Source organism: Microbacterium sp. LMI13-1-1.1, from assembly GCF_040815625.1.
In the GTDB taxonomy this organism is placed as follows: Bacteria; Actinomycetota; Actinomycetes; order Actinomycetales; family Microbacteriaceae; genus Microbacterium; species Microbacterium forte.
In genome coordinates this window covers 293,035-312,545 of sequence record NZ_JBFPNL010000005.1, presented here as the reverse complement: position 1 = coordinate 312,545, position 19,511 = coordinate 293,035, and the positions used below count along the sequence as shown (strand labels likewise).

Below are 19,511 nucleotides of genomic sequence, written 5' to 3'. Positions count from 1 at the left end.
GAGCGCAGGGCGGTTGACAGCTGACCTCGAGACGGGGAGGATTCCGCCCGATCCGGTCAGGGTCAGGCTTCGACAGGAAGACCCGACGAGCGGAGCACCACATCGACCTGCGTGTCGATCTCAGCCGGAGTCGGCGGTCCGGCGAGGCCGAGCAGCCGACGTCGGTGGAGTTCGCCGAGCAGCGCGGCGAAAAGGAACTCCGCCGTCACCACGGCATCCGCCGGCAGGTGCGACGCGATGAACCCCTGAGCGCGCCCTGGACCCTCGTCATAGAACTCCACGGCGAGAGACGGATGCCGGGCAGCTGCGGCGATGATCGCACGATGGATGCCGATCGCCTCGTCTCCGAGCAGGTGCGCCAGGATGGCTCGGCACGCCGATCGAAGGTCGTCCCCCGCGTCCCCCGCCTCGCCGAGATAGGCGTGCTGTCTGAGGATCGCCGCCCGCACGAGGCCGGCGCGGTCGCCGAAGACTCCGTACAGTGTGCGCTTCGCGACATGCGCGTCGGCCGCGACGCGATCGAAGGTCAGCGCCTCGAAGCCCTCATCGCTGAGGAGAGAGACGACGACGTCGACCACTCTCTCGTCTCGAGCGTTCGCCTCACCGGCGGAAGGCCGACCTCGTTTTCCCGTCATAGGATGACCCTAGCAATAAATGCTACGCACTCGTTTCATTAAGGAGTCCACCGTGTCAGACCTGATCCACCACATCGCCATCCAGGACGACTGGGAGATGAGCCGAGGCTTCGGCGAATACGTCGTCTCGACCCGGGGAGTCCATCTCGATGACGCCGGTTTCATCCACGCCACGACCGCCGACCGGCTCGGCGCGGTGGTCGCCGCCCGTTTCGGCGATCTCACCCTGCCGCTCCTCGACATCGCGATCCGCCCCGAGGGTCTGGCCGCCGAAGGCATCGCCGTCGAGTGGGTCGATGGCGATGCGCACATCCTCGGCGCACTGCCGATGACGAGTGGCGTGGTCGCCTCGGAGACACCGATCTCGCGCTGAGCCGCGGCGCCACCGGGAGCGTCGCCGTGAGCTCCCAGCATCCGTCTCTAGGCTCGCCACCGTGGACACGGAGATGACGGTCACCGAGCGCCGAGACAAGCGCATCGAGATCGCGGCAGAGGTCATCATCCTGGTGATCGGGCTGACTGCCGCAGCCGCTGCCCTCTCGACTCTCTTTCCGGGGATGCTGTGGACGATCCAGTGGCTCCCCCTCGGAATTCCGGGGATCGCGTCGGCTCTGCTCGTCGTCGCCACGGGCCTGGCCGCGTTCGTCAGGCGAGGCGATCTGGTCAAGGGAGGGTTCGCGGTGCTCCTCCTCGTCTGGGTGATGTTCCTCGGACCGGCCATCGGGTTCGCGCTCGTGCTCGTGCTGTTCGGATTCAGCTGACCGCCGCCCCTGACCGCTCCGCACCGTGAGAGCATCGATCGCAGACCACGACAAGAGGGAGTATTCGGATGCTGGACACAGCAGGCAGCGTGAGGCTCGGTCGCTCAGGACTCCGGATCTCCCCGGTGGTTCTCGGATGCATGAGCTTCGGCGCCCCGGATCGCGGCGCGCACGGGTGGTCCCTCGACGAAGAGGCCAGCCGCCCGCTGATCAGGCACGCGCTCGAAGCCGGGATCACCACCTTCGACACCGCTGACGTCTACTCCGACGGCACGAGCGAGGAGTTCGTCGGTCGCGCTCTGGCCGACTTCGCGAACCGCGATGAGATCGTGATCGCGACCAAGGTGCACGGGCGCATGGGACCGGGCGCGAACCAGGCCGGGCTCAGTCGCGCCCACATCCTCTCGGGCATCGACGCGAGCCTGAGGCGCCTCGGCACCGACCACGTCGACCTCTACCAGATCCACCGATGGGATCCGCAGACGCCGATCGAGGAGACGATGCAGGCTCTGCACGACGTCGTCCGCTCCGGCAAGGCGCGATATATCGGAGCGTCGTCGATGTGGGCATGGCAGTTCGCGAAGGCTCAGCACGTTGCGGCGCAGAACGGGTGGACGCCGTTCGTGTCGATGCAGGACCAGTACAACCTGCTGCAGCGCGAAGAGGAGCGCGAGATGCACCCGTTCTGCCTCGACTCCGGCGTCGGAGTGCTGCCCTGGTCGCCGCTCGCGCGCGGCAAGCTCACACGCGACTGGGACGAGAAGACGGCACGCACCGCGACGGATGACTTCGGAGCGACGCTGTATCGCCGCGAAGAGGAGTCGAACCGCGCCATCGTCGAGGCGGTCGCTCGCGTGGCCGAGGCGCGAGGAGTCTCCCGCGCGCAGATCGCTCTCGCATGGGTCGCTCAGCAGAGCGCGGTGACGGCGCCGATCGTCGGCGCGACGAGGGCGGGTCACATCGAGGATGCCGTCGCGGCCGTCAGCATCCACCTCGAACCCGCCGAGCTCGAAGCGCTCACCAGTGCCTACACGCCTCGCGAGCCGGAGGGTTTCTGACCCAGGTCGAGCGCTACTCGATCTGACCGATGGGCTCGCGCTTCTCGGCCTGGAACTGATCCTCTGCGCGGCCCCGTGCCCAGTAGGCCGAGATCGACAGTGACTCTCTCGGCACGTCGCGCTGCTTCAGCAGAGCCCGCACGGCCTTGATGGTTCCGCGCTCGCCATGCGCGAAGACCCCGGGGTGACCCGCACCCCAGGGCAGCTCGGCGAGAACGGCCAGCAGCTCGTCATCCGAGTCGGTCCATCGAACCGTCACGCCGGCCGGCACCTCCGGCAGGAGGCGGTCGGCGGGGTCGGCGACGGTGAGGATGACGTGCCCGACGGCATCCGCGTCCATCGCTTCGACGGCCGACGAGATCGCGGGGAGGGCGGTGTGGTCGCCGATGAGCAGATGCCACGGGGTTCCCGGCGCGGGCAGGTACCCGCCGCCTGCTCCGCTGACGACGAGCGTGTCGCCGATCTGGGCCGACCGAGCCCACGGGCCCGCGACGCCCTCGTCGCCGTGCACGACGAAGTCGATCACGAGACGCTGCTGCTCGGCATCCGCCGCGCGCACCGTGTAGGTACGTCGGGTGGGCAGCTTCTCGGGGCTCTCCTCGCGCAGCTGCGCGAGATCGTACGGAGGAGTGAGCCCGTGGCGCGGGTCGGCGAACAGGATCTTCACGTACTTGTCGGAGAAGACGTTGTCGGTGAAGGCCTCGTACCCGTCGCCTCCGGCCGTGATGCGCACGAGGTCAGGACTCACCTGCTCCACCCGCTGCACGCTGAGCACGGCTTGGCTGGGGGTTCGACGAGGCTGGTCCGGCATTTTGCGTCTCCTGACGGTGAGGAACGAAGTCTCCTCCAGTCTGCCCGGCGCAGCCCGGAGCGAGGGCCGCTCAGCCGGCGCAGAGGTCGGTGTCGGCGCTGCGGTTCACCGCGTCGACCGGGCGCGGCGGCACCGGCGTCGCGTGGGGCTGCGAGACGAGCGCTTCGTAGTCGCCACCGAGCAGCACCTGCACTCCTTCGACGTCCCCGACCTGAACGGTCACCGCGAGGCCCAGTTCGGCAGCCAGCGCCTGCGCCGTCTGCTGGGCGTCGGGGGTGTCCGCAGCGGTGATCGTCGTCAGTTCGACCGGGTCGGCATTGGCGATGCTCGCGACCGTGTATCCGTAGCCGGTCGCATCCTCCGAGACGCGGGATGCCAGCCCGCTGATGCCCGCTCCGTTGAGAATCTGCACGGGGGCGGTGCGCACGGTGGCTGGGGGCTGCACCTCGTCGGTGGTCAGCACGATCGGCACGTCGTCGATCAGCGCCCGGAAGATGACGTCGGCATCGGCGGTGGGCACGACGCGGTTGGGATCCTCCGGAGCCTCGGTCGTCGGCATCGTGACGAACGTCACGCTGCTCAGGGGAACATTCGCGACCCGCGCGGCGAGGCCGGCCAGATCGGTCAGGGCGCCGAGCCCCGGATCGACGGTCATCGACGAGGTGACGGCATCGAGAAACGCGTAGAGACGGTCGGGGCGCACCAGCACGTCGGACTTCGTGGCCTTCTGCACGATCGCCGAGAGCACCATCTGCTGATGTCCGAGGCGAGCGATGTCGCTCTCTTCGGCGAGCGCGTGCCGGGTGCGGGCGAGAGCGAGCGCCTGGTCGCCGTTGATCGACTGAGCGCCGGCCGGCAGGTCGAGCCTCGCGTGGCCGTCCTGCAGGGGTTCGGGCAGGCACACGTCGATGCCGCCCATCGCATCGACCATGCCGATGAAGCCCTCGAAGTCCATCTGCACGAAATGGTCGATCGTCATGCCCGTGAGCTGCTCGACCGCCGCGACGGAGCAGGCCGGCCCGTACTGCAGGGCCGAGTTCAGCATCCCGAAGCCGCCGTCGTACGACCCGCGTCCGTTGTCGTCGCAGGCGGGCAGGTCGCCGAGGGTGTCACGCGGAAGCTGCACGGCGTCGATCCGGGTGTTGTCGCTCGAGATGTGAGCGATGACCATCGCATCGCTGCGCTCGGTGCCGTCGTCTTCGCCGAAGCCGTCCGATTCGAGCGCTCTCGAGTCGGATCCGAGCAGCAGGATGTTCAGATCCCCTGTCGCGAGCTCGGGTTCGGACTCCCCGTCGTCCGAGCGGATCGGCGCGGTCGTGACGTTCCCCTGCAGCTGCGCGTAGGCGATCGCACCGACGGCGACCAGCGCCACGACGACGGCAGCGCTGATCCAGCCGATCACCCAGCCACGCCGCCGGCGAGGTCGGGGCACCGGTCCGGTCTCGGGCGATACGTCGTTCTGGCCGTCACTGGGGGAGGATGCTGGCGGTCTCACCTGTTCACACCATCACGACTCAGCCGCCACCACCAACACGTGGAGGCGGCGAGTCCTGCGAGGGTGCTGTGAGCTCGGGCTCACACCGTGACGTAGCCGCGGGAGGAGTCATCGTGGATGAGGCGGTAGTCCGGGCTCGTCCCACGGTGATCGGCAAGGCTCCACACCCGTGCCGATCTCGTCTGGTCGGAGGACGAAGCGCCGTATTCGAGCACGAGTGCGGTCGGCATCCGCCCGTCGCGGTACTCGCCGACGAAATAGCGCGGGCTCCCCAGACCGCCCGAGTCCACCCGACCGACGAAGTGACCGGGCTCGCTCGCGCGAGGCGGGGTGGCGAGCAGGTCGGCGGTCGTGATGCGCTGCACGGACTCATGCTGTGCGAACCGCAGCAGCGGGGCGGGCAGAGATCTGTACTCTGGGGCGTGTTCGTGACTCATGCGAGCCTCCTCAGTCAGGGATGGTGGTGTCTCACGGACAGTGGTGCCGGGGCTGCAACCCCGGCACCACGTTGTTCTTCCACCGTACCTTATTTTGAGTCATTCAAAATAACCGCAGTGGTCGGCGCGTCCGACGGGAGCGGTGAGTAGCCTTCATCCATGAGCTTCCACATCGAGCACACACTCGACGGCCGTCACACGAGCACCGGCAGCTACGACACTCTCGGCGAGGCGGTGATCGCGGCGCTGGGCGTGAGGCGGGCGCCCGTTCTCGTCGTCGAGGACTCCGCGCCTGGAGATGCGGATGCCGTCGCCGTCGTCCTGAAGAAGGGTGAGGTGCTCACCGCAACGGCCGAGCCCGAGTGGTGGGGTCGAGTGACGAAGGCATCACAGCAGAAGCTCCTCGCCGGCGGCCGACTCGACGCCGCGGTCGTCACGGATCTCACCGACGCGGGTGGCGCTGTGGCCGCGACAGCATGGGAGAGCGGCCCCGTCGAAGAGTGGGAGCTGACCCCGGCATCCGACCATGACTGGGTGCGGTTCGAGGCGGCTCGGCGGGCGATTCGCGGCTGACACACTTCCGACGCATGCGAAAGGCCCGGCTTCCTCGAGAGGAACCGGGCCTTTTCACATCTGCTTCTCGCTGTGCGCGAGGGGGGACTTGAACCCCCACGTCCATAAGGACACTGGCACCTGAAGCCAGCGCGTCTACCATTCCGCCACTCGCGCGAGTATGTCGGGCTCCGAAGAACTCAACTTCCCAAAGATATCACGCGTTCCGCCTCGCGAAGAAACCGAGGCCGCGGTGGACTCAGCACCGTCGGGAGGACTTCTGCCCCTGGGGAGGAGGATCCCCTCGATTTCCTCCTCCCCAGGGGCAGTTCTCCTCCCGAACGGCGCGCCCCCGGCCGCCGCGAGACACCACCCTCAACCCCGCATACCCCTCCCCACTCCCCCGGATTCTCGGCGCTTTCCCGCCTCGCGAGGGCGTTCACCCAGCACACCTGGCTACGATGTGCGTACCGGTCGGTATGCCAGAGGAGCCCAGTGGGACTACTTGACAGCTTTGAGAAGGGTCTCGAGCGCGCTGTGAACAGCGCGTTCGCGAAGACCTTCCGCAGCGGCATCCAGCCCGTGGAGATCGCTTCGGCCCTTCGGCGCGAAGCGGACACCAAAGCGGCTGTGGTGAGCAGGGACCGCATCATCGCGCCCAACAACTTCGTCGTGCGCCTCAGCACTGACGACGCCGAGCGGATGCAGGGGCTCGGCGGTGCGCTCACCGATGAGCTGCACGCACTGCTCACCAAGCACGCGAAGGCGCAGGGCTACAGCTTCTCCGGCCCGCTGTCGATCTCGCTCGAAGGCGACGACAAGATCGCCACCGGCACGATCAACGTCAGCTCGGGCACGGTCGAGGGTCGCGTCAACTGGCAGGCCGTCATCGACGTCGACGGCCGCCGCCATTCGCTCACCCGTGCACGCACGGTCATCGGCCGCGGAACGGATGCCGACATCACGATCTCCGACGCGGGATCCAGCCGCAAGCACGTCGAGGTCCTCTGGGACGGCGAGCGCGCCATGATGCGCGACCTCGGCTCGACCAACGGCACCAAGGTCGACGGCCAGAAGGTGCGAGAAGCGGCCCTTCCCTCTGACACCACCATCACCATCGGACGCACCGACCTGGTGTTCCGCATCGTTCCCGTCGCCACCCCGTCACGCCCGCCGCGGCCGCGTGACGATGACGCGACCCGCGCGTTCGGAGCCATCTCGTGAGCACTCCCAGCGAGCTCGTCCTGCTCCTGCTGCGCATCGGCTTCCTGCTGATCCTGTGGTTCTTCGTGTTCGGAGTCGTCTACTCGCTGCGCGCCGACCTGTTCGGCATGAAGGTGCGCAAGCTCCCGGCCGAGGCCGCTGCCGCGATGCCCGCCCCGACGAAGGCACCCGCCTCAGCACCGGCATCCCGCCCCGCATCGTCGAAGCCCAGCACCGGCCCCGCGACGGTCGCGACGGCCAAGCGCCTCGTGATCACCTCCGGCCCGAAGGCGGGGCTCGAACTGCCCCTCGGCACCGAGACTCTGACGATCGGCCGCTCGAGCGAGTCGGCTCTCGTGATCCGCGACGACTACACCTCCAGCCATCACGCGCGCCTGCTGCTCCGAGGCGACAGCTGGGCCATCCAGGATCTCGACTCGACCAACGGCACGTACGTCGCCGGCCAGCGGGTGACCGGCGGTCCGGTCGGCCTCGCCCTCGGCACCCCGATCAAGGTGGGCGCCACGACCTTCGAGCTGCGAGCCTGACCCCGGCATGGTCTTCGAAGGCTCGAGTGCCGCGATCTCCCACACCGGGAAGGTCCGCTCCAACAACCAGGACTCCGGATATTCCGGGGCGAACCTGTTCGTCGTCGCCGACGGCATGGGCGGTCACGCGGGCGGAGACGTCGCGTCGAGCATCGCGATCCACCGGCTCGAGCCGCTCGACCAGCCCTACACGTCGGTCGAAGACGCACAGGCCTCCCTTCAGGCCGCCGCGACCACGGCAGCCGGCGATCTGATCCGCGCCGCCAAGGACCGCCCCGAACTCGCCGGCCTCGGCACGACGCTCAGCGCGATCATCATGGTCGACGACTATGCGGTCATCGGTCACATCGGCGACTCGCGCATCTACCTGTACCGCGACGATGCGGTCACCCAGATCACCGCCGACCACACCTTCGTGCAGCGACTCGTCGACTCTGGTCGCATCACCCCCGAAGAGGCGCGATACCACCCGCGTCGCTCGGTGCTCATGCGCGTGCTCAGCGACATGGACGCCGACCCGGAACTCGACATGTTCGTCATGCACACCCAGCCGGGTGACCGCTGGCTTCTGTGCTCCGACGGGCTCTCCGGTGTCGTCGACGAGGCGCACATCCTCAAGGCGATGCGCATGGGCATGGCACCGGGGCGCACGGCCGACAACCTGCTGAAGCAGGCACTCGACGGCGGCGCGCCCGACAACGTGACGATCGTCCTCGTCGAGGTCGGCGGCCAGCACGCCATGCACTCCGGCACCGCGACGATCGTCGGATCGGCCTCGAACCCCGCCAACATCACCGTGCCGCCCGTGCGCGCACCGCGCGGCAACTGGCTGCATCCTGTTCGGCAGGCGGCGAACGAGCCCAGCCACTTCGAGCCGGCCCCCGAGTACCTCGAGGAGCTCATCGAGGAAGACCGCCGACGCGCCAAGCGCCGTCGTCTCGGCTGGATCGCCGGGATGCTGGTGGTCGTCGCGATGCTCGTGTTCGCCGCCTTCGCGGCTTACAGCTGGACCCAGACCCGCTACTTCGTCGGCGCCGACGAGGACAGCGTCGTGATCTACCAGGGCGTGCAGCAGAACATCGGCCCGATCACGCTGTCGACGCCGCTGCGCGACACCGACATCCTGCTCGCGAACCTCCCGCCCTACCAGCGGGATTCCGTCGAGCGCACGATCACCGCCCGTTCCTTCTCCGACGCAGAGGCGATCGTCACGCGGCTCCAGGCCGGAGCCGACCGCGTGATCGGCGAGACTCCCCTGCCCACTCCCCTGCCCACCGAGACGCCGACGGAGGATGCGGGATGAGCACCGACGTCACGGCTGACACGAGTGTCATCAAGGCCCTCAAGAAGATGCGGATGCCGCAGACGCAGCGCAACCGCGAGTTCTGGCTGCTGCTGTTCGCCGTCGCGATCAGCGGCGCGTCCCTCACGCTCGTGCAGCTTGGCGCGCTCGGCCTCATCGACCCGATGATCCTCGCGATCGGCGGCGGTCTCGCCGTTCTCGCGTTCGCGGTGCACTTCGTGCTGCGCGCCGTGGCCTCCGCGGCCGATCCCTTCATCCTGCCGATCGCCACCCTGCTCACGGGTCTCGGCATCGCGATGATCTACCGCATCGACATCGCCCAGTCGCTGACCGGGTGGAACGCGTACTCGACGAAGCAGCTCGCGTGGACCGCGATCTCGCTCGCGGGAGCGATCGCCGTCGTGATCCTGCTGCGCAACTACCGGGTGCTGTTCCGCTACACGTACATCTTCGGGCTCTCCGGCATCCTGCTGCTGCTGCTGCCGTTCGTGCCCGGCCTGCGCATCCCCGACGCGAACGCCCAGGTGTGGGTGTCGCTCGGCGGCATGTTCGCCTTCCAGCCGGGCGAGCTCGCCAAGATCTGCCTCGCCATCTTCTTCGCCGGCTACCTGGTGCGCACCCGTGAGAGCCTCACGTCGGTGGGCACGAAGTTCCTCGGCATCACCTGGCCGCGCATGCGCGAGCTCGGACCCGTGCTGGTGGTGTGGGCGATCTCGCTCGGAATCATCGTGATCCAGCGCGACCTCGGCACCGGAACCCTCATCTTCGGCATGTTCGTCGCGATGCTCTACGTCGCCACCGGCAAGACCAGCTGGGTGCTGATCGGCCTCGGCCTCGTCGCAGCCGGCGTCGCGGTCGCCACCCAGATCCTCAGCTACGTGCAGGGCCGCTTCACGAACTGGCTGTTCCTCTTCGATCCTGAGAAGGTCGACCCGGACGTCGCAGGGTTCCAGCCCATGCAGGGCCTGTTCGGCCTCGCACACGGCGGTCTGCTCGGCACCGGATGGGGTCAGGGTCGCCCCGAGGTCACCCCGCTCGCGCACAGCGACTACATCATCACCAGCCTCGGTGAGGAGATCGGCCTGATCGGGCTGTTCGCCATCCTCTGCCTCTACATGGTGTTCGTCAGCCGCGGCGTGCGCATCGGGCTCGCCGGTCAGGACGACTTCGGCAAGCTCCTCGCCATCGGCCTCTCGTTCACCATCGCACTGCAGGTGTTCATCATGGTCGGCGGTGTGACCCGGCTCATCCCGCTCACCGGTCTGACCACCCCGTTCCTCGCCGCCGGTGGCTCGTCGCTCGTGGCCAACTGGCTCATCGTGGCCATCCTGCTGCGCATCTCCGACGGTGTCCGCAGCCAACCCAGGGCGGTGATCGGCTGACATGACCGACTCTTCGACTCGCCGCTGCGCTCCGCGCTCAGTGACCGGCGTGCACTCCGCCCGAGGGGGCGTCGCATGACCAAAGAGCTCCGCCGTCTCAGCATCGTCATGCTGTTCATGTTCCTGTCGCTGTTCGCGGCGACCAGCTGGATTCAGGTCGTCGAGGCCGATTCCCTCGGGCAGAACCCGAACAACAGGCGCACGCTGCTCGACAGCTACGAGATCCAACGAGGATCGATCATCGTCGACGACGTGGCGATCGCCTCCTCGACGGCCTCCGACGACCGCTACCAGTTCCAGCGGGTCTACACGGATGCCGCGATGTGGGCGCCCGTCACCGGGTACTTCAACCCTGCACTGCAGTCGGCGACGGGGATCGAGCGGGCGATGAACGCCGATCTCTCCGGCACCGGCTCGAGCGCGTTCTTCGCCGAGATCGAGCGGATCCTCTCGGGCCAGCCGCAGAGCGGATTCAGTGTGGAGCTGACCCTCGACGCCGCCGCGCAGCGAGCGGCCTACGAGGGCCTCCAGGGACTCAACGGCGCCGTCGTCGCCATCGAGCCGAAGACCGGGCGCATTCTCGCCATGGTGTCGACGCCCGGCTTCGACACCAACCTGCTCGCGACGCATGACGCGGATGCCGCGAACGCGACCTACGACCAGCTCGACGAAGACCCCACGAAGCCGCTCTCGAATCGGGCGATCGCCGGGGACCTCAACCCGCCCGGCTCGACGTTCAAGCTCGTGGTCGCAGCCGCAGCCTATGCGAGCGGCGACTACACCCCTGACTCGACGCTGCCGAACCCCGCTCGCTACCAGCTGCCGCAGTCGAACAACACGGTCTCGAACGCATGGGGTGGCACGTGCGGGCCGGGTGACACCGTGACGATCGCCGAGGCGATCCGGTTGAGCTGCAACATCCCGATGGCTGAACTCGCCGTGCAGCTCGGCGACGACAAGATCCGCGAGATGGCGGAGAAGTTCGGGTGGAACCAAAGCTTCTCCACCCCTCTCGAGTCGACGCCCTCGAGCTACCCCCGCGCCCTCGACGACCCGCAGACCGGACTGACCGGATTCGGACAGGGACAGGTCACCGCCACACCGTTGCAGATCGCGATGGTGGCGGCGGGAATCGCGAACGAAGGCGTCGTCATGAACCCCCGTCTGGTCGACACGGTGATCGGCAACGACCTCTCGGTCATCCGTTCGTACGACGACACGCAGTTCGGCCAGGCCACCGATGCGACGATCGCCGATCAGATCACGGCGTCGATGGTCGCCAGCGTCTCAAACGGCGCTGCGCAGGGTGCAAGAATAGACGGGGTCGATGTGGCTGGAAAGACAGGCACGACCGAGAACGGTAACAAGCCCTACACGTTGTGGTTCACCGGTTTCGCGCCGGCGGACGACCCGGAAGTGGCAGTAGCGGTCCTCGTCGAAGACGGCGGCGGACAAGGGCAGTCAGGATCCGGCGACACCATCGCCGCTCCGATTGCAAAGAAGGTCATAGAGGCGGTGCTGGGCAGATGAGACCGACGCAGGGTGTGTCGTTCGGTGGTCGCTACGAGCTGCAGTCGCGTATTGCGATCGGCGGCATGGGCGAGGTGTGGGAGGCGACGGATCACGTCATCGGCCGCACCGTGGCCATCAAGATCCTCAAGGACGAGTACATGGGGGACCCCGGGTTCCTCGAGCGGTTCCGCGCTGAGGCGCGCCATGCCGCACTCGTCAACCACGAGGGCATCGCGAGCGTCTTCGACTACGGCGAGGAGAACGGCAGCGCCTACCTCGTCATGGAGCTCGTGCCCGGCGAGGCGCTCTCGACCGTGCTCGAGCGCGAGGGCGCGCTGAGCGCCGACAAGACGCTCGACATCGTCGCGCAGACGGCATCCGCTCTGCAGGCCGCCCACGCAGCAGGCCTCGTGCACCGCGACATCAAGCCGGGAAACCTGCTGATCACGCCCGACGGCCGCGTCAAGATCACCGACTTCGGCATCGCCCGCATCGCCGACCAGGTGCCGCTGACGGCCACCGGCCAGGTCATGGGCACCGTGCAGTACCTCTCGCCGGAGCAGGCTTCCGGGCACCCGGCATCGCCGGCGACCGACACCTACTCGCTCGGCATCGTCGCGTACGAGTGCCTCGCAGGCAAGCGCCCCTTCACGGGTGAGTCACAGGTCGCGATCGCGATGGCGCAGATCAACGAGCAGCCTCCGCCGCTGCCGCCGACCGTGCCGATCCCGGTGCAGAACCTCGTCATGGCGATGATCGCCAAGAAGCCGGCCGACCGGCCCTCGTCCTCCGCGACGGTGGCACGCGCCGCTCAGGCACTGCGCCGAGGCGACCTGAACTCCGCGGCCATCGCCGTGCCGGCCATCGCGACCGGCGGCGTGGCATCCGACGATGCCACCCGACTGCTCACCGCATCGGGCGACGACGGCACGACTCGCATCCTCCCCACCACGGCCCAGCTGCCCACCGGCGAGCAGGCCGATGAGGGCGCAGAGAAGACGAAGAAGAAGCGCAGCCCCTGGACGTGGCCGCTCATCGCTCTGATCGCCCTGCTCGTGATCGTGCTCGGCGGAACCGTGTTCGCTCTGATGAACCCGGGTGACCCCGAGCCCGAGCCGACGCAGTCGGAGACGGCTGTCCAGACGCCCAAGCCGACGCCGAGCGAGACCGAGACGCCCGAGCCCGAGCTGATCGACGTCGATGCTCTCGGGCTCGTCGGAATGCAGTGCGAGGCCGCGCAGGCCGCGGCGGTCAACGCCGGGCTGCAGGCCGAGTGCACCGTGGGCAACACCGTCGCCCCGAGCGCGAGTCAGGTCGGAACGGTCGAATCGGTCCAGCCGGGTGGGAACGTGCCGGAGGGCACGACCATCACCCTGACGACCTTCAAGGAGCAGGTGAAGGTGGGCAAGCCCTCGGGCACCCCGACCATCGCCGGCACCGCGACCGAGGGCGTTCCTGTGACGCTCAACTGGCCGAGCTTCGAGTGCCCCTCGGGCACCCCGGCGCGGTCCGCCTTCGAGGTCACGCTCACCAACGCGACCTTCTCCGGCGGCAACTCGGGCGAGTCCATCCGCAGCTTCGGACCGAGCGTCCTCTCGACGCAGATCGTCCCCGGCACGGCCGGCCAGACGATCACTGCCACGTTCCGTGTGTTCTGCGGAAGCGACATGCCGTCCGAGCAGTCCGACGCGATGCCGGGCGTCGCCATTCTGCCTGCCGCACCGGATCCCGGTGAGGGCGACACCGACGGCGGCGACTCAGGCGAATAAACCGCTCTCGCCGTAGGCTAGAGCATCCACAAGGTCGTATCAGGGGGTCAGTACGTGTCGACAGAGCCACGCGTTCTCGCGGGTCGCTACCGCGTAGACGAGCTCATCGGGCACGGCGGCATGGCGAAGGTGTACCGAGGGTACGACCTCACGCTCGGTCGTGCGGTCGCGATCAAGATCCTCGACCCCGAGCTCGCACGGGACAACGCGTTCCGCACGCGCTTCCGTCTCGAAGCGCAGTCGGCGTCGCGCATGTCGCACCCGTCGATCGTCCGCGTCTACGACGCCGGCGACCCCTCGACCACCGACAGCAGCACCGATGAGCCTCCGTACATCATCATGGAGCTGATCAGCGGAACCCTGCTGAAGGACATCATCGCGAAGGGTCCGGTGCCTGTCGAAGACGCCGTGCGCTACGTCGACGGCATCCTCGAGGCGCTCGACTACTCGCACCGCGCGGGCGTCGTGCACCGAGACATCAAGCCGGGCAACGTCATGGTGACCGACAAGGGCCAGGTCAAGGTCATGGACTTCGGCATCGCCCGCGCCGTGTCCGACTCGTCCTCGACCGTTGCCGAGACCACGCAGATCATCGGAACCGCCGCATACTTCTCGCCCGAGCAGGCCAAGGGCGAGCCGGTCGACGCCCGGGCTGACCTCTACTCCACCGGCGTGGTGCTCTACGAGCTGCTCACCGGTCGTCAGCCGTTCCGTGGCGAGTCGCCGGTCGCCGTCGCGTACCAGCACGTCAGCGAGACCCCCGTGCCTCCGACCGAGGTGAACGAGGACTCCCCCGGTGCGCTCGACCCGATCGTCCTCCGCGCACTCGCGAAAGACCCGTACCAGCGGTACCCGGATGCCGCGCACTTCCGCGCAGCGCTCGACTCCGCGGTCTCCGGCCACGCGCCGAGCCGCAAGGAACTCGGCGCGCTCACCAGCGAGCTGTATGGACCGAGCCCGCGCGCCGCGCAGGAGACGGCCCGGTCGCTGCGCCAGCTGAGCACCGACACGACCATGGCTCGCACGCAGTCGGGTCCGCCGGTCGCGTGGATCTGGGCAGGTGTCGCGCTGCTCGCGGTGCTCCTGGCATCCGTGCTGTTCTGGGTGTGGACGCTCAGCATGCGCCCGGATGACGTGCCGTCGAGCGCTCGCGTCGTGCCGGATCTCGTCAACGTCTCGTCCGAGCGCGCCCAAGACGATCTCGCCGAGCTCGATCTGACCACCAAGCTCGTGCTCGAATCGAGCAACGACATCGTCGAGGGCAACGTGATCCGCACCGATCCGGAGAGCGGCACAGCCGTCAGCGAGGGTGATTCCGTCACCATCTACGTGTCATCCGGCAAGGAGACCGTGATGGTGCCGATTCTCGAGGGGCTGTCGTTGACGGCCGCCAAAGATGCTCTCGCGGCGGCGGGTCTCGAACTCGGCACGGTGATCCAGCGCAACGACAAGGGTCTGGCAGCAGAGACGGTGATGGAGGCGAGCGAGGCCGCCGAGAGCGAGGTCGCGCCGCAGACCGTCGTGAATCTCGTGGTCGCCAGTGGCCGGGTGACCCTCACCGATGTCACAGGGTGGACGATGGATGCCGCGCAGGCAGAGCTCGAACGCATCGGGCTCACACCGAGCCCGGTCGAGCTGATCGACTGCACGCCGACCGAGCCCCCCACCGTGTCGTCGATGTCGGCCGCGCCGGGCGATGTCGCGATCGGCTCGACCGTCGAACTGCGCTACTGCGTCGCCGCCGGCTGACCCGAGGCGTCACCGACGCTTCACACGCCCGACAGGGGATGCAGGTTCGCCGACAGAGCCACGGCGTCCGGGTCGCCGCAGAGGTCGAGCCAGTTCGCCAGCAGGCGGTAGCCGCCTTCAGTGAGCACGCTCTCGGGGTGGAACTGCACCCCGAGAATCGGCAGCCGGGTGTGCGCCAGGGCCATGACGGTGCCGCTCTCCGTGCGGGCGGTGACGACGACGTCGGCCGGCAGCGCGGACTCCGCGAGGGCGAGGGAGTGATATCTACCGGCACCGAACGGCGAAGGGATGCCGGCGAAGAGAGCCGAGCCGTCGTGCGTGACCCGCGACACCATGCCGTGCATCAGCTCCGGCGCCTCCGACACGGCTGTGCCGAAAGCAGCGCCGATCACCTGATGGCCGAGGCAGACGCCGAGGAGAGGCATGCTGATCCGCGCGGCGAGGCGCACCGCATCGATCGATACCCCGGCGTCGGCTGGTGTGCCCGGGCCCGGCGAGAGGAGCAGCGCGTCGAAGGCGGGCAGTATCCCCTCGAGCTGCGCGGCGTCGGTGGCATCCGCTTCGATCAGGGTCACATCGGCGCCGAGCTCACGCAGGTACCCGACGAGGGTGTGCACGAAGCTGTCGTGGTTGTCCACGACCAGCACGCGGGTCATTCGAGATCGACCTCGCCCGGTGTGATCAGGGGGCTCACCCAGGGGAACACGAACCAGAACAACCCGTAGAGCACTGCTGCGATGAGCACGAGGAGGAAGAAGAGCTTCAGCCACCACGGACCGGGCAGCAGGCGCCAGAGTGCGGCATACATGATTTCGTCTCGTTCCGTTCGGCTAGATCGACGGCGCAGCCGGCGGAGGCGGGGGGTCGGTGAGCGCCGTGGGCGGGCCCTCGGCACGGGGCTGGAAGCTGTCGAACACCCCGTAGGCGACGATGCGCTCAGCGAGTGAGTAGAGCGGCGAGCAGGCGGTCAGAGTGATGTACTTCTCGCCCGTCTCGACGCCCGGCATCTGCGGCACGTCGAGCAGCACGTCGGTCTGCGTCGGCTTCACGTACTCCAGCGTCCGGAAACGGTAGGTGAACCATCCGTCGGGGGTCTCGACGACGATCGCATCGCCGACCTGGAGCTTGTCGAGCTGGTTGAAGGGCTTGCCCCAGGTGGTGCGGTGCCCGGCCATCGCGAAGTTGCCGACCTCGCCGGGCATCTTCGAGTCGGTGTAGACGCCGATTCCCAGGTCGTCGAGAGTGCGTGCACGGCTCGTGCCCCCGTAGATGCCGACGTTGTAGTCAGCACCGAAGCGCGGCACGTGCATCTGCGCGAACCACTGTGCGTCGGCGGGGGCGGCGGGTATCACGGGCTCGTAGTAGGTCGTGCCGTCCTCCCCCTCGATCAGGGGCGGAGGCTCGGGTGCGGGAGCCTCGGCAAGCGTCTGCGACATGGCCGCGCCCTCGTCGTTCTTCTGCGCGGCGATGATGATGTCGCCGATCCACATCTGCCAGGCGACGAAGAGCAGCACGAGCACGCCACCGGTGAGCAACAGCTCGCCGAGCACGCTCGTGAAGGTCGCGCGCGATCGGGGGCGACGGCGTCGTGCACGTCGCTCCCCCGAGACGACGGATGCAGTCATGGCCAGATCTTATCTTCCAGACCTGGACACCAGCCCTCTGGCCTTGCTTTTCCGCGCGATATGACACTCTTGGGTACACTGTGGGAATGGCACGCGACCGCAAGACTGAAGAACCCGAAGCTCCGCGCAGCGAAGGCGAAGCCGCACCCAACGCCGTGTGGTTCAAGCCGGTGATGGTCGGCTTCATGCTCCTCGGTCTGGTGTGGATTCTGGTGTTCTACATCTCCGGCATGCAGTTCCCGATTCCCGGTCTCGACAACTGGAACCTCGCGATCGGTCTGGGCATCGCCCTGATCGGATTCCTGATGACCACCCGCTGGCGCTGACGCCAGCCCTCTCTCTTCGAAGAAGGCCCCTCTCGCTCAGGCGAGAGGGGCCTTCTTCGTGTCGTCGACGAGCGATTCGGCTGACACTGTCGTCCTGAGTTATCCACAGGTTATCCCCACCCTGGGGAGAATTACACCCATGTTATTCACAACGGTTAACAACCCTGTTAACAACTCTTGATCAGGAGTAAACCGTCGTGATCAGGAACGGCACCAGGAAGGCGACGATCAGGACGAGTGCCACGACCACCGCAGCGAGCAGCAGGATCTGCAGCGTGCGCTGCTCTCGCCTTCGGGTTCTCGTGAGGATGAATGCGACGAGTGCACCGACGATCGCTCCACCGAGGTGCGCCTGCCAGGCGATGTTCTGAGAGAACACGAATCCGACGACGAAGTTGATGCCGAGGATCACGAGGATCCCCGTGACGTTCGCGCCGATGTGCCTGCCGATGATCAGCAGCGCGGCCATGAGGCCGAAGATCGCCCCGGAGGCGCCGACCGTCGCGGTCCCGGGCGCGAGCAGGGCGACGGCGACGGAACCGCCGAGTCCGCTGATCAGATAGAGCGCGAGGAAGCGGACCCGACCGAGCATCGGCTCCAGGCTCTGCCCCAGCATCCACAGCGCGAGCATGTTGAGCGCGAGATGCAGGAACCCGCCGTGGACGAACACGGCGGTGAGAAGCCGCCAGGGCTCGAAGGTCATGAGAGACAGGTTCGGATACAGATATCCCGCCGCGAAGAGCAGCTGGCCCGTGATCGCGTCGCCGATCCCCGGGATCAGCTGCACCAGCCCGATGAACGACGTCACTGCGAGCAGTGCGTACGTGACGATCGGCTTGCCGCTGCGCACGGCGGCGGTCGCCGTGTTGCGGCCGCCCCACCGGCGCTCTGCACGCTTCTGGGCGGGAGTGCGGCTCTTGCGTTGCTCGGCCATGCACTCGGGGCAGATCACTCCGACCGGCGCCTGCGTCTGGCACTCGGGGCAGATCGTTCGCAGGCACCGCTGGCAGAGCACGAAGCTCTGCCGATCCGGATGCCGGTAGCAGAAGTTGTCGCGGTTGTCCGCGAACTCAGGCGTCGTCATCCGGATCGGCCAGCGTCGGCGTCAGGCCGCGACGATGTCGATCGACTGCAGCACGACGGGCTCGATCGGGCGGTCGCCCGCGGCCGTCGGCACTGCGGCGATCGCGTCGACGACAGCCTTGGAGGCGTCATCGGCGACCTCGCCGAAGATCGTGTGCTTGCCCTGGAGCCAGGGAGTGGGGTCGGTCGTGATGAAGAACTGCGAGCCGTTGGTGCCCTCGGGCTTGCCCGTGATGGCGTTGCGACGCAGGCCGGCGTTCGCCATGGCGAGGATGTAGGGCTCGTTGAAGTTGAGCTCCATGTTGATCTCGTCGTCGAAGTTGTAGCCGGGGCCGCCGATGCCCTGTCCGAGCGGGTCGCCGCCCTGGATCATGAAGTTCGGGATGATGCGGTGGAAGACGACGTCCTTGTAGAGAGCGCCCTCGCCCGGCTTGCCGGTGGCGGGGTGCGTCCACTCCTGGGTGCCGTCGGCGAGGCCGACGAAGTTCTTGACCGTCTTCGGAGCGTGGTCGCCGAAGAGGTTGATGACGATGTCACCGTGGTTGGTGTGCAGGGTTGCGACATGAGAAGCATGAGCCATGCGTCCATTCTCGCAGAGCTTCCCATGAGTTGGCCCGCGTCTAGCGTCGATCCGCCTTCGGCGCAAGGGTTCGGCGATTCCCTCGCCCCATCCAGGGTCGCGTGGCAAGATGGGGAATCCGTACTCCAATCGACAGGAGAGCATCGTGAGCATCAGCCGCAAGCGGAAGAAGGAGCTGCGTCGTCTTCAGAACGACGCCAACCAGCTCTGGGAGAACCAGCAGGTCCTGGTCGGCCACGCCGCCGACGTCGCCCGTGAGGCCGGACGCCAGCTCGGCCACTTCGGCCGCGAGCAGGTCGGTCCTGTCGTGCAGGACACCTACAACCGTCGCGTCGCGCCGGTCGTCGACCGTGGCGTGCGATTCGGCCACCACGTCGTCGACGACAAGGTCGTCCCGATCGTCGGCGGAGTCGTCGGAACCGCGCTCACCGCGTGGGACGTGGCGAACGCCAAGCGTGAGGGTGTCGTTCGCAAGGTTCGGAAGGCCACCAAGCCCGAGCCGAAGGGCCCGGGCGTCGGCTCGATCATCGCCCTGATCCTCGGAGTCGCCGCAGCAGCCGGTGTTCTCTACGCCGCCTGGCAGGCACTGCGCGCCGACGACGAGCTCTGGGTCGCCGACGACCCGCTCTCCGCACCTGACGCGTGACCTCGACACCGGAGCCCCCGGCCACTGAGCCGGGGG

22 protein-coding genes and 1 tRNA gene are annotated in these 19,511 nt (G+C 67.7%); 13 read left to right on the top strand and 10 right to left on the bottom strand.

What is annotated here, in order from left to right; genetic code table 11:
* Positions 1–62: 62 nt before the first annotated feature.
* Positions 63–635: a TetR/AcrR family transcriptional regulator C-terminal domain-containing protein gene (locus MRBLMI13_RS08410; RefSeq protein WP_367821763.1), complete on the bottom strand. Its 573-nt coding sequence runs from the start codon at positions 633–635 to the stop codon at positions 63–65.
* A 52-nt stretch (positions 636–687) separates the two neighbouring features.
* On the opposite strand from MRBLMI13_RS08410, the gene MRBLMI13_RS08405 reads away from it, so the two are divergent.
* The 3 genes from MRBLMI13_RS08405 (at position 688) to MRBLMI13_RS08395 (ending at position 2,454) form a co-directional block, all read left to right on the top strand.
* A complete protein-coding gene (locus MRBLMI13_RS08405) occupies positions 688–1,008 on the top strand; it encodes a DUF952 domain-containing protein (RefSeq protein WP_052492964.1) in 321 nt (106 codons plus the stop codon).
* 61 nt (positions 1,009–1,069) lie between these two features.
* Complete coding sequence (locus MRBLMI13_RS08400; RefSeq protein ID WP_367821761.1) at positions 1,070–1,396, top strand: hypothetical protein; 327 nt, start codon at positions 1,070–1,072, stop codon at positions 1,394–1,396.
* A gap of 68 nt (positions 1,397–1,464) precedes the next feature.
* Positions 1,465–2,454 carry an aldo/keto reductase gene (locus tag MRBLMI13_RS08395; protein ID WP_367821759.1) on the top strand — a complete coding sequence of 330 codons (990 nt, stop codon included), beginning with the start codon at positions 1,465–1,467 and terminating at the stop codon, positions 2,452–2,454.
* Between the two features lie 13 nt (positions 2,455–2,467).
* Here the strand turns inward: MRBLMI13_RS08395 and MRBLMI13_RS08390 are convergent, their stop codons facing one another.
* The 3 genes from MRBLMI13_RS08390 to MRBLMI13_RS08380 form a co-directional block, all read right to left on the bottom strand.
* Positions 2,468–3,265 (bottom strand): siderophore-interacting protein, encoded by a 798-nt coding sequence (locus MRBLMI13_RS08390; protein WP_367821757.1) that lies wholly within the window; start codon positions 3,263–3,265, stop codon positions 2,468–2,470.
* A gap of 70 nt (positions 3,266–3,335) precedes the next feature.
* Positions 3,336–4,697, bottom strand: a complete 1,362-nt coding sequence (locus MRBLMI13_RS08385) for an LCP family protein (protein ID WP_367821755.1) — start codon at positions 4,695–4,697, stop codon at positions 3,336–3,338.
* A gap of 143 nt (positions 4,698–4,840) precedes the next feature.
* The gene (locus MRBLMI13_RS08380; protein WP_367821753.1) at positions 4,841–5,197 is read right to left on the bottom strand and encodes a hypothetical protein; all 357 of its coding nucleotides are present in this window, start codon (positions 5,195–5,197) and stop codon (positions 4,841–4,843) included.
* A 159-nt stretch (positions 5,198–5,356) separates the two neighbouring features.
* On the opposite strand from MRBLMI13_RS08380, the gene MRBLMI13_RS08375 reads away from it, so the two are divergent.
* Positions 5,357–5,770, top strand: coding sequence for a hypothetical protein (locus tag MRBLMI13_RS08375; protein ID WP_367821751.1), 414 nt, complete (start codon positions 5,357–5,359; stop codon positions 5,768–5,770).
* A 73-nt stretch (positions 5,771–5,843) separates the two neighbouring features.
* Here MRBLMI13_RS08375 and MRBLMI13_RS08370 read toward each other — a convergent pair.
* A tRNA-Leu gene (locus MRBLMI13_RS08370) sits at positions 5,844–5,926 on the bottom strand.
* Positions 5,927–6,244: 318 nt separating this feature from the next.
* Between MRBLMI13_RS08370 and MRBLMI13_RS08365 the strand changes: the two genes are divergently transcribed.
* The 7 genes from MRBLMI13_RS08365 (at position 6,245) to pknB (ending at position 15,215) form a co-directional block, all read left to right on the top strand.
* A complete protein-coding gene (locus tag MRBLMI13_RS08365) occupies positions 6,245–6,973 on the top strand; it encodes an FhaA domain-containing protein (protein ID WP_042541009.1) in 729 nt (242 codons plus the stop codon).
* Complete coding sequence (locus tag MRBLMI13_RS08360) at positions 6,970–7,500, top strand: FHA domain-containing protein FhaB/FipA (protein ID WP_056375015.1); 531 nt, start codon at positions 6,970–6,972, stop codon at positions 7,498–7,500. The genes MRBLMI13_RS08365 and MRBLMI13_RS08360 overlap by 4 nt, the downstream gene beginning before the upstream one ends.
* Positions 7,501–7,507: 7 nt before the next feature.
* Positions 7,508–8,803, top strand: a complete 1,296-nt coding sequence (locus MRBLMI13_RS08355) for a PP2C family protein-serine/threonine phosphatase (RefSeq protein ID WP_042541012.1) — start codon at positions 7,508–7,510, stop codon at positions 8,801–8,803.
* Positions 8,800–10,185, top strand: coding sequence for an FtsW/RodA/SpoVE family cell cycle protein (locus MRBLMI13_RS08350; protein ID WP_042541014.1), 1,386 nt, complete (start codon positions 8,800–8,802; stop codon positions 10,183–10,185). Before MRBLMI13_RS08355 ends, MRBLMI13_RS08350 begins: the two co-directional genes overlap by 4 nt.
* 75 nt (positions 10,186–10,260) lie before the next feature.
* Positions 10,261–11,715: a peptidoglycan D,D-transpeptidase FtsI family protein gene (locus MRBLMI13_RS08345; RefSeq protein ID WP_056375013.1), complete on the top strand. Its 1,455-nt coding sequence runs from the start codon at positions 10,261–10,263 to the stop codon at positions 11,713–11,715.
* Entirely contained in the window at positions 11,712–13,466 is a 1,755-nt protein-coding gene (locus MRBLMI13_RS08340) for a protein kinase domain-containing protein (RefSeq protein WP_042541018.1), read from the top strand. Before MRBLMI13_RS08345 ends, MRBLMI13_RS08340 begins: the two co-directional genes overlap by 4 nt.
* Positions 13,467–13,520: 54 nt before the next feature.
* Positions 13,521–15,215, top strand: coding sequence for a Stk1 family PASTA domain-containing Ser/Thr kinase (pknB, locus tag MRBLMI13_RS08335; protein ID WP_042541020.1), 1,695 nt, complete (start codon positions 13,521–13,523; stop codon positions 15,213–15,215).
* 20 nt (positions 15,216–15,235) lie between these two features.
* On the opposite strand, the gene MRBLMI13_RS08330 is transcribed toward pknB, so the two are convergent.
* Genes MRBLMI13_RS08330 through MRBLMI13_RS08320 form a run of 3 tightly spaced genes read right to left on the bottom strand, consistent with a single transcriptional unit; the run spans position 15,236 to position 16,840 of the window.
* On the bottom strand, positions 15,236–15,871 hold the full coding sequence (locus MRBLMI13_RS08330; protein ID WP_367821746.1) for an anthranilate synthase component II: 636 nt from the start codon (positions 15,869–15,871) through the stop codon (positions 15,236–15,238).
* The gene (locus MRBLMI13_RS08325; protein WP_042541024.1) at positions 15,868–16,023 is read right to left on the bottom strand and encodes a hypothetical protein; all 156 of its coding nucleotides are present in this window, start codon (positions 16,021–16,023) and stop codon (positions 15,868–15,870) included. The genes MRBLMI13_RS08330 and MRBLMI13_RS08325 overlap by 4 nt, the downstream gene beginning before the upstream one ends.
* A 22-nt stretch (positions 16,024–16,045) precedes the next feature.
* Positions 16,046–16,840 carry a class E sortase gene (locus MRBLMI13_RS08320; RefSeq protein ID WP_056375007.1) on the bottom strand — a complete coding sequence of 265 codons (795 nt, stop codon included), beginning with the start codon at positions 16,838–16,840 and terminating at the stop codon, positions 16,046–16,048.
* 86 nt (positions 16,841–16,926) lie between these two features.
* Here MRBLMI13_RS08320 and MRBLMI13_RS08315 point away from each other — a divergent pair, with 86 nt between their 5' ends.
* The gene (locus MRBLMI13_RS08315; RefSeq protein WP_042541028.1) at positions 16,927–17,166 is read left to right on the top strand and encodes a cell division protein CrgA; all 240 of its coding nucleotides are present in this window, start codon (positions 16,927–16,929) and stop codon (positions 17,164–17,166) included.
* Between the two features lie 181 nt (positions 17,167–17,347).
* Here MRBLMI13_RS08315 and MRBLMI13_RS08310 read toward each other — a convergent pair whose 3' ends face one another.
* Positions 17,348–18,250: a rhomboid family intramembrane serine protease gene (locus MRBLMI13_RS08310; RefSeq protein ID WP_056375006.1), complete on the bottom strand. Its 903-nt coding sequence runs from the start codon at positions 18,248–18,250 to the stop codon at positions 17,348–17,350.
* A 21-nt stretch (positions 18,251–18,271) separates the two neighbouring features.
* Positions 18,272–18,829: a peptidylprolyl isomerase gene (locus tag MRBLMI13_RS08305; RefSeq protein ID WP_042541032.1), complete on the bottom strand. Its 558-nt coding sequence runs from the start codon at positions 18,827–18,829 to the stop codon at positions 18,272–18,274.
* A 145-nt stretch (positions 18,830–18,974) separates the two neighbouring features.
* On the opposite strand from MRBLMI13_RS08305, the gene MRBLMI13_RS08300 reads away from it, so the two are divergent.
* On the top strand, positions 18,975–19,475 hold the full coding sequence (locus MRBLMI13_RS08300) for a hypothetical protein (protein ID WP_042541033.1): 501 nt from the start codon (positions 18,975–18,977) through the stop codon (positions 19,473–19,475).
* The last annotated feature ends 36 nt before the right edge of the window (positions 19,476–19,511 follow it).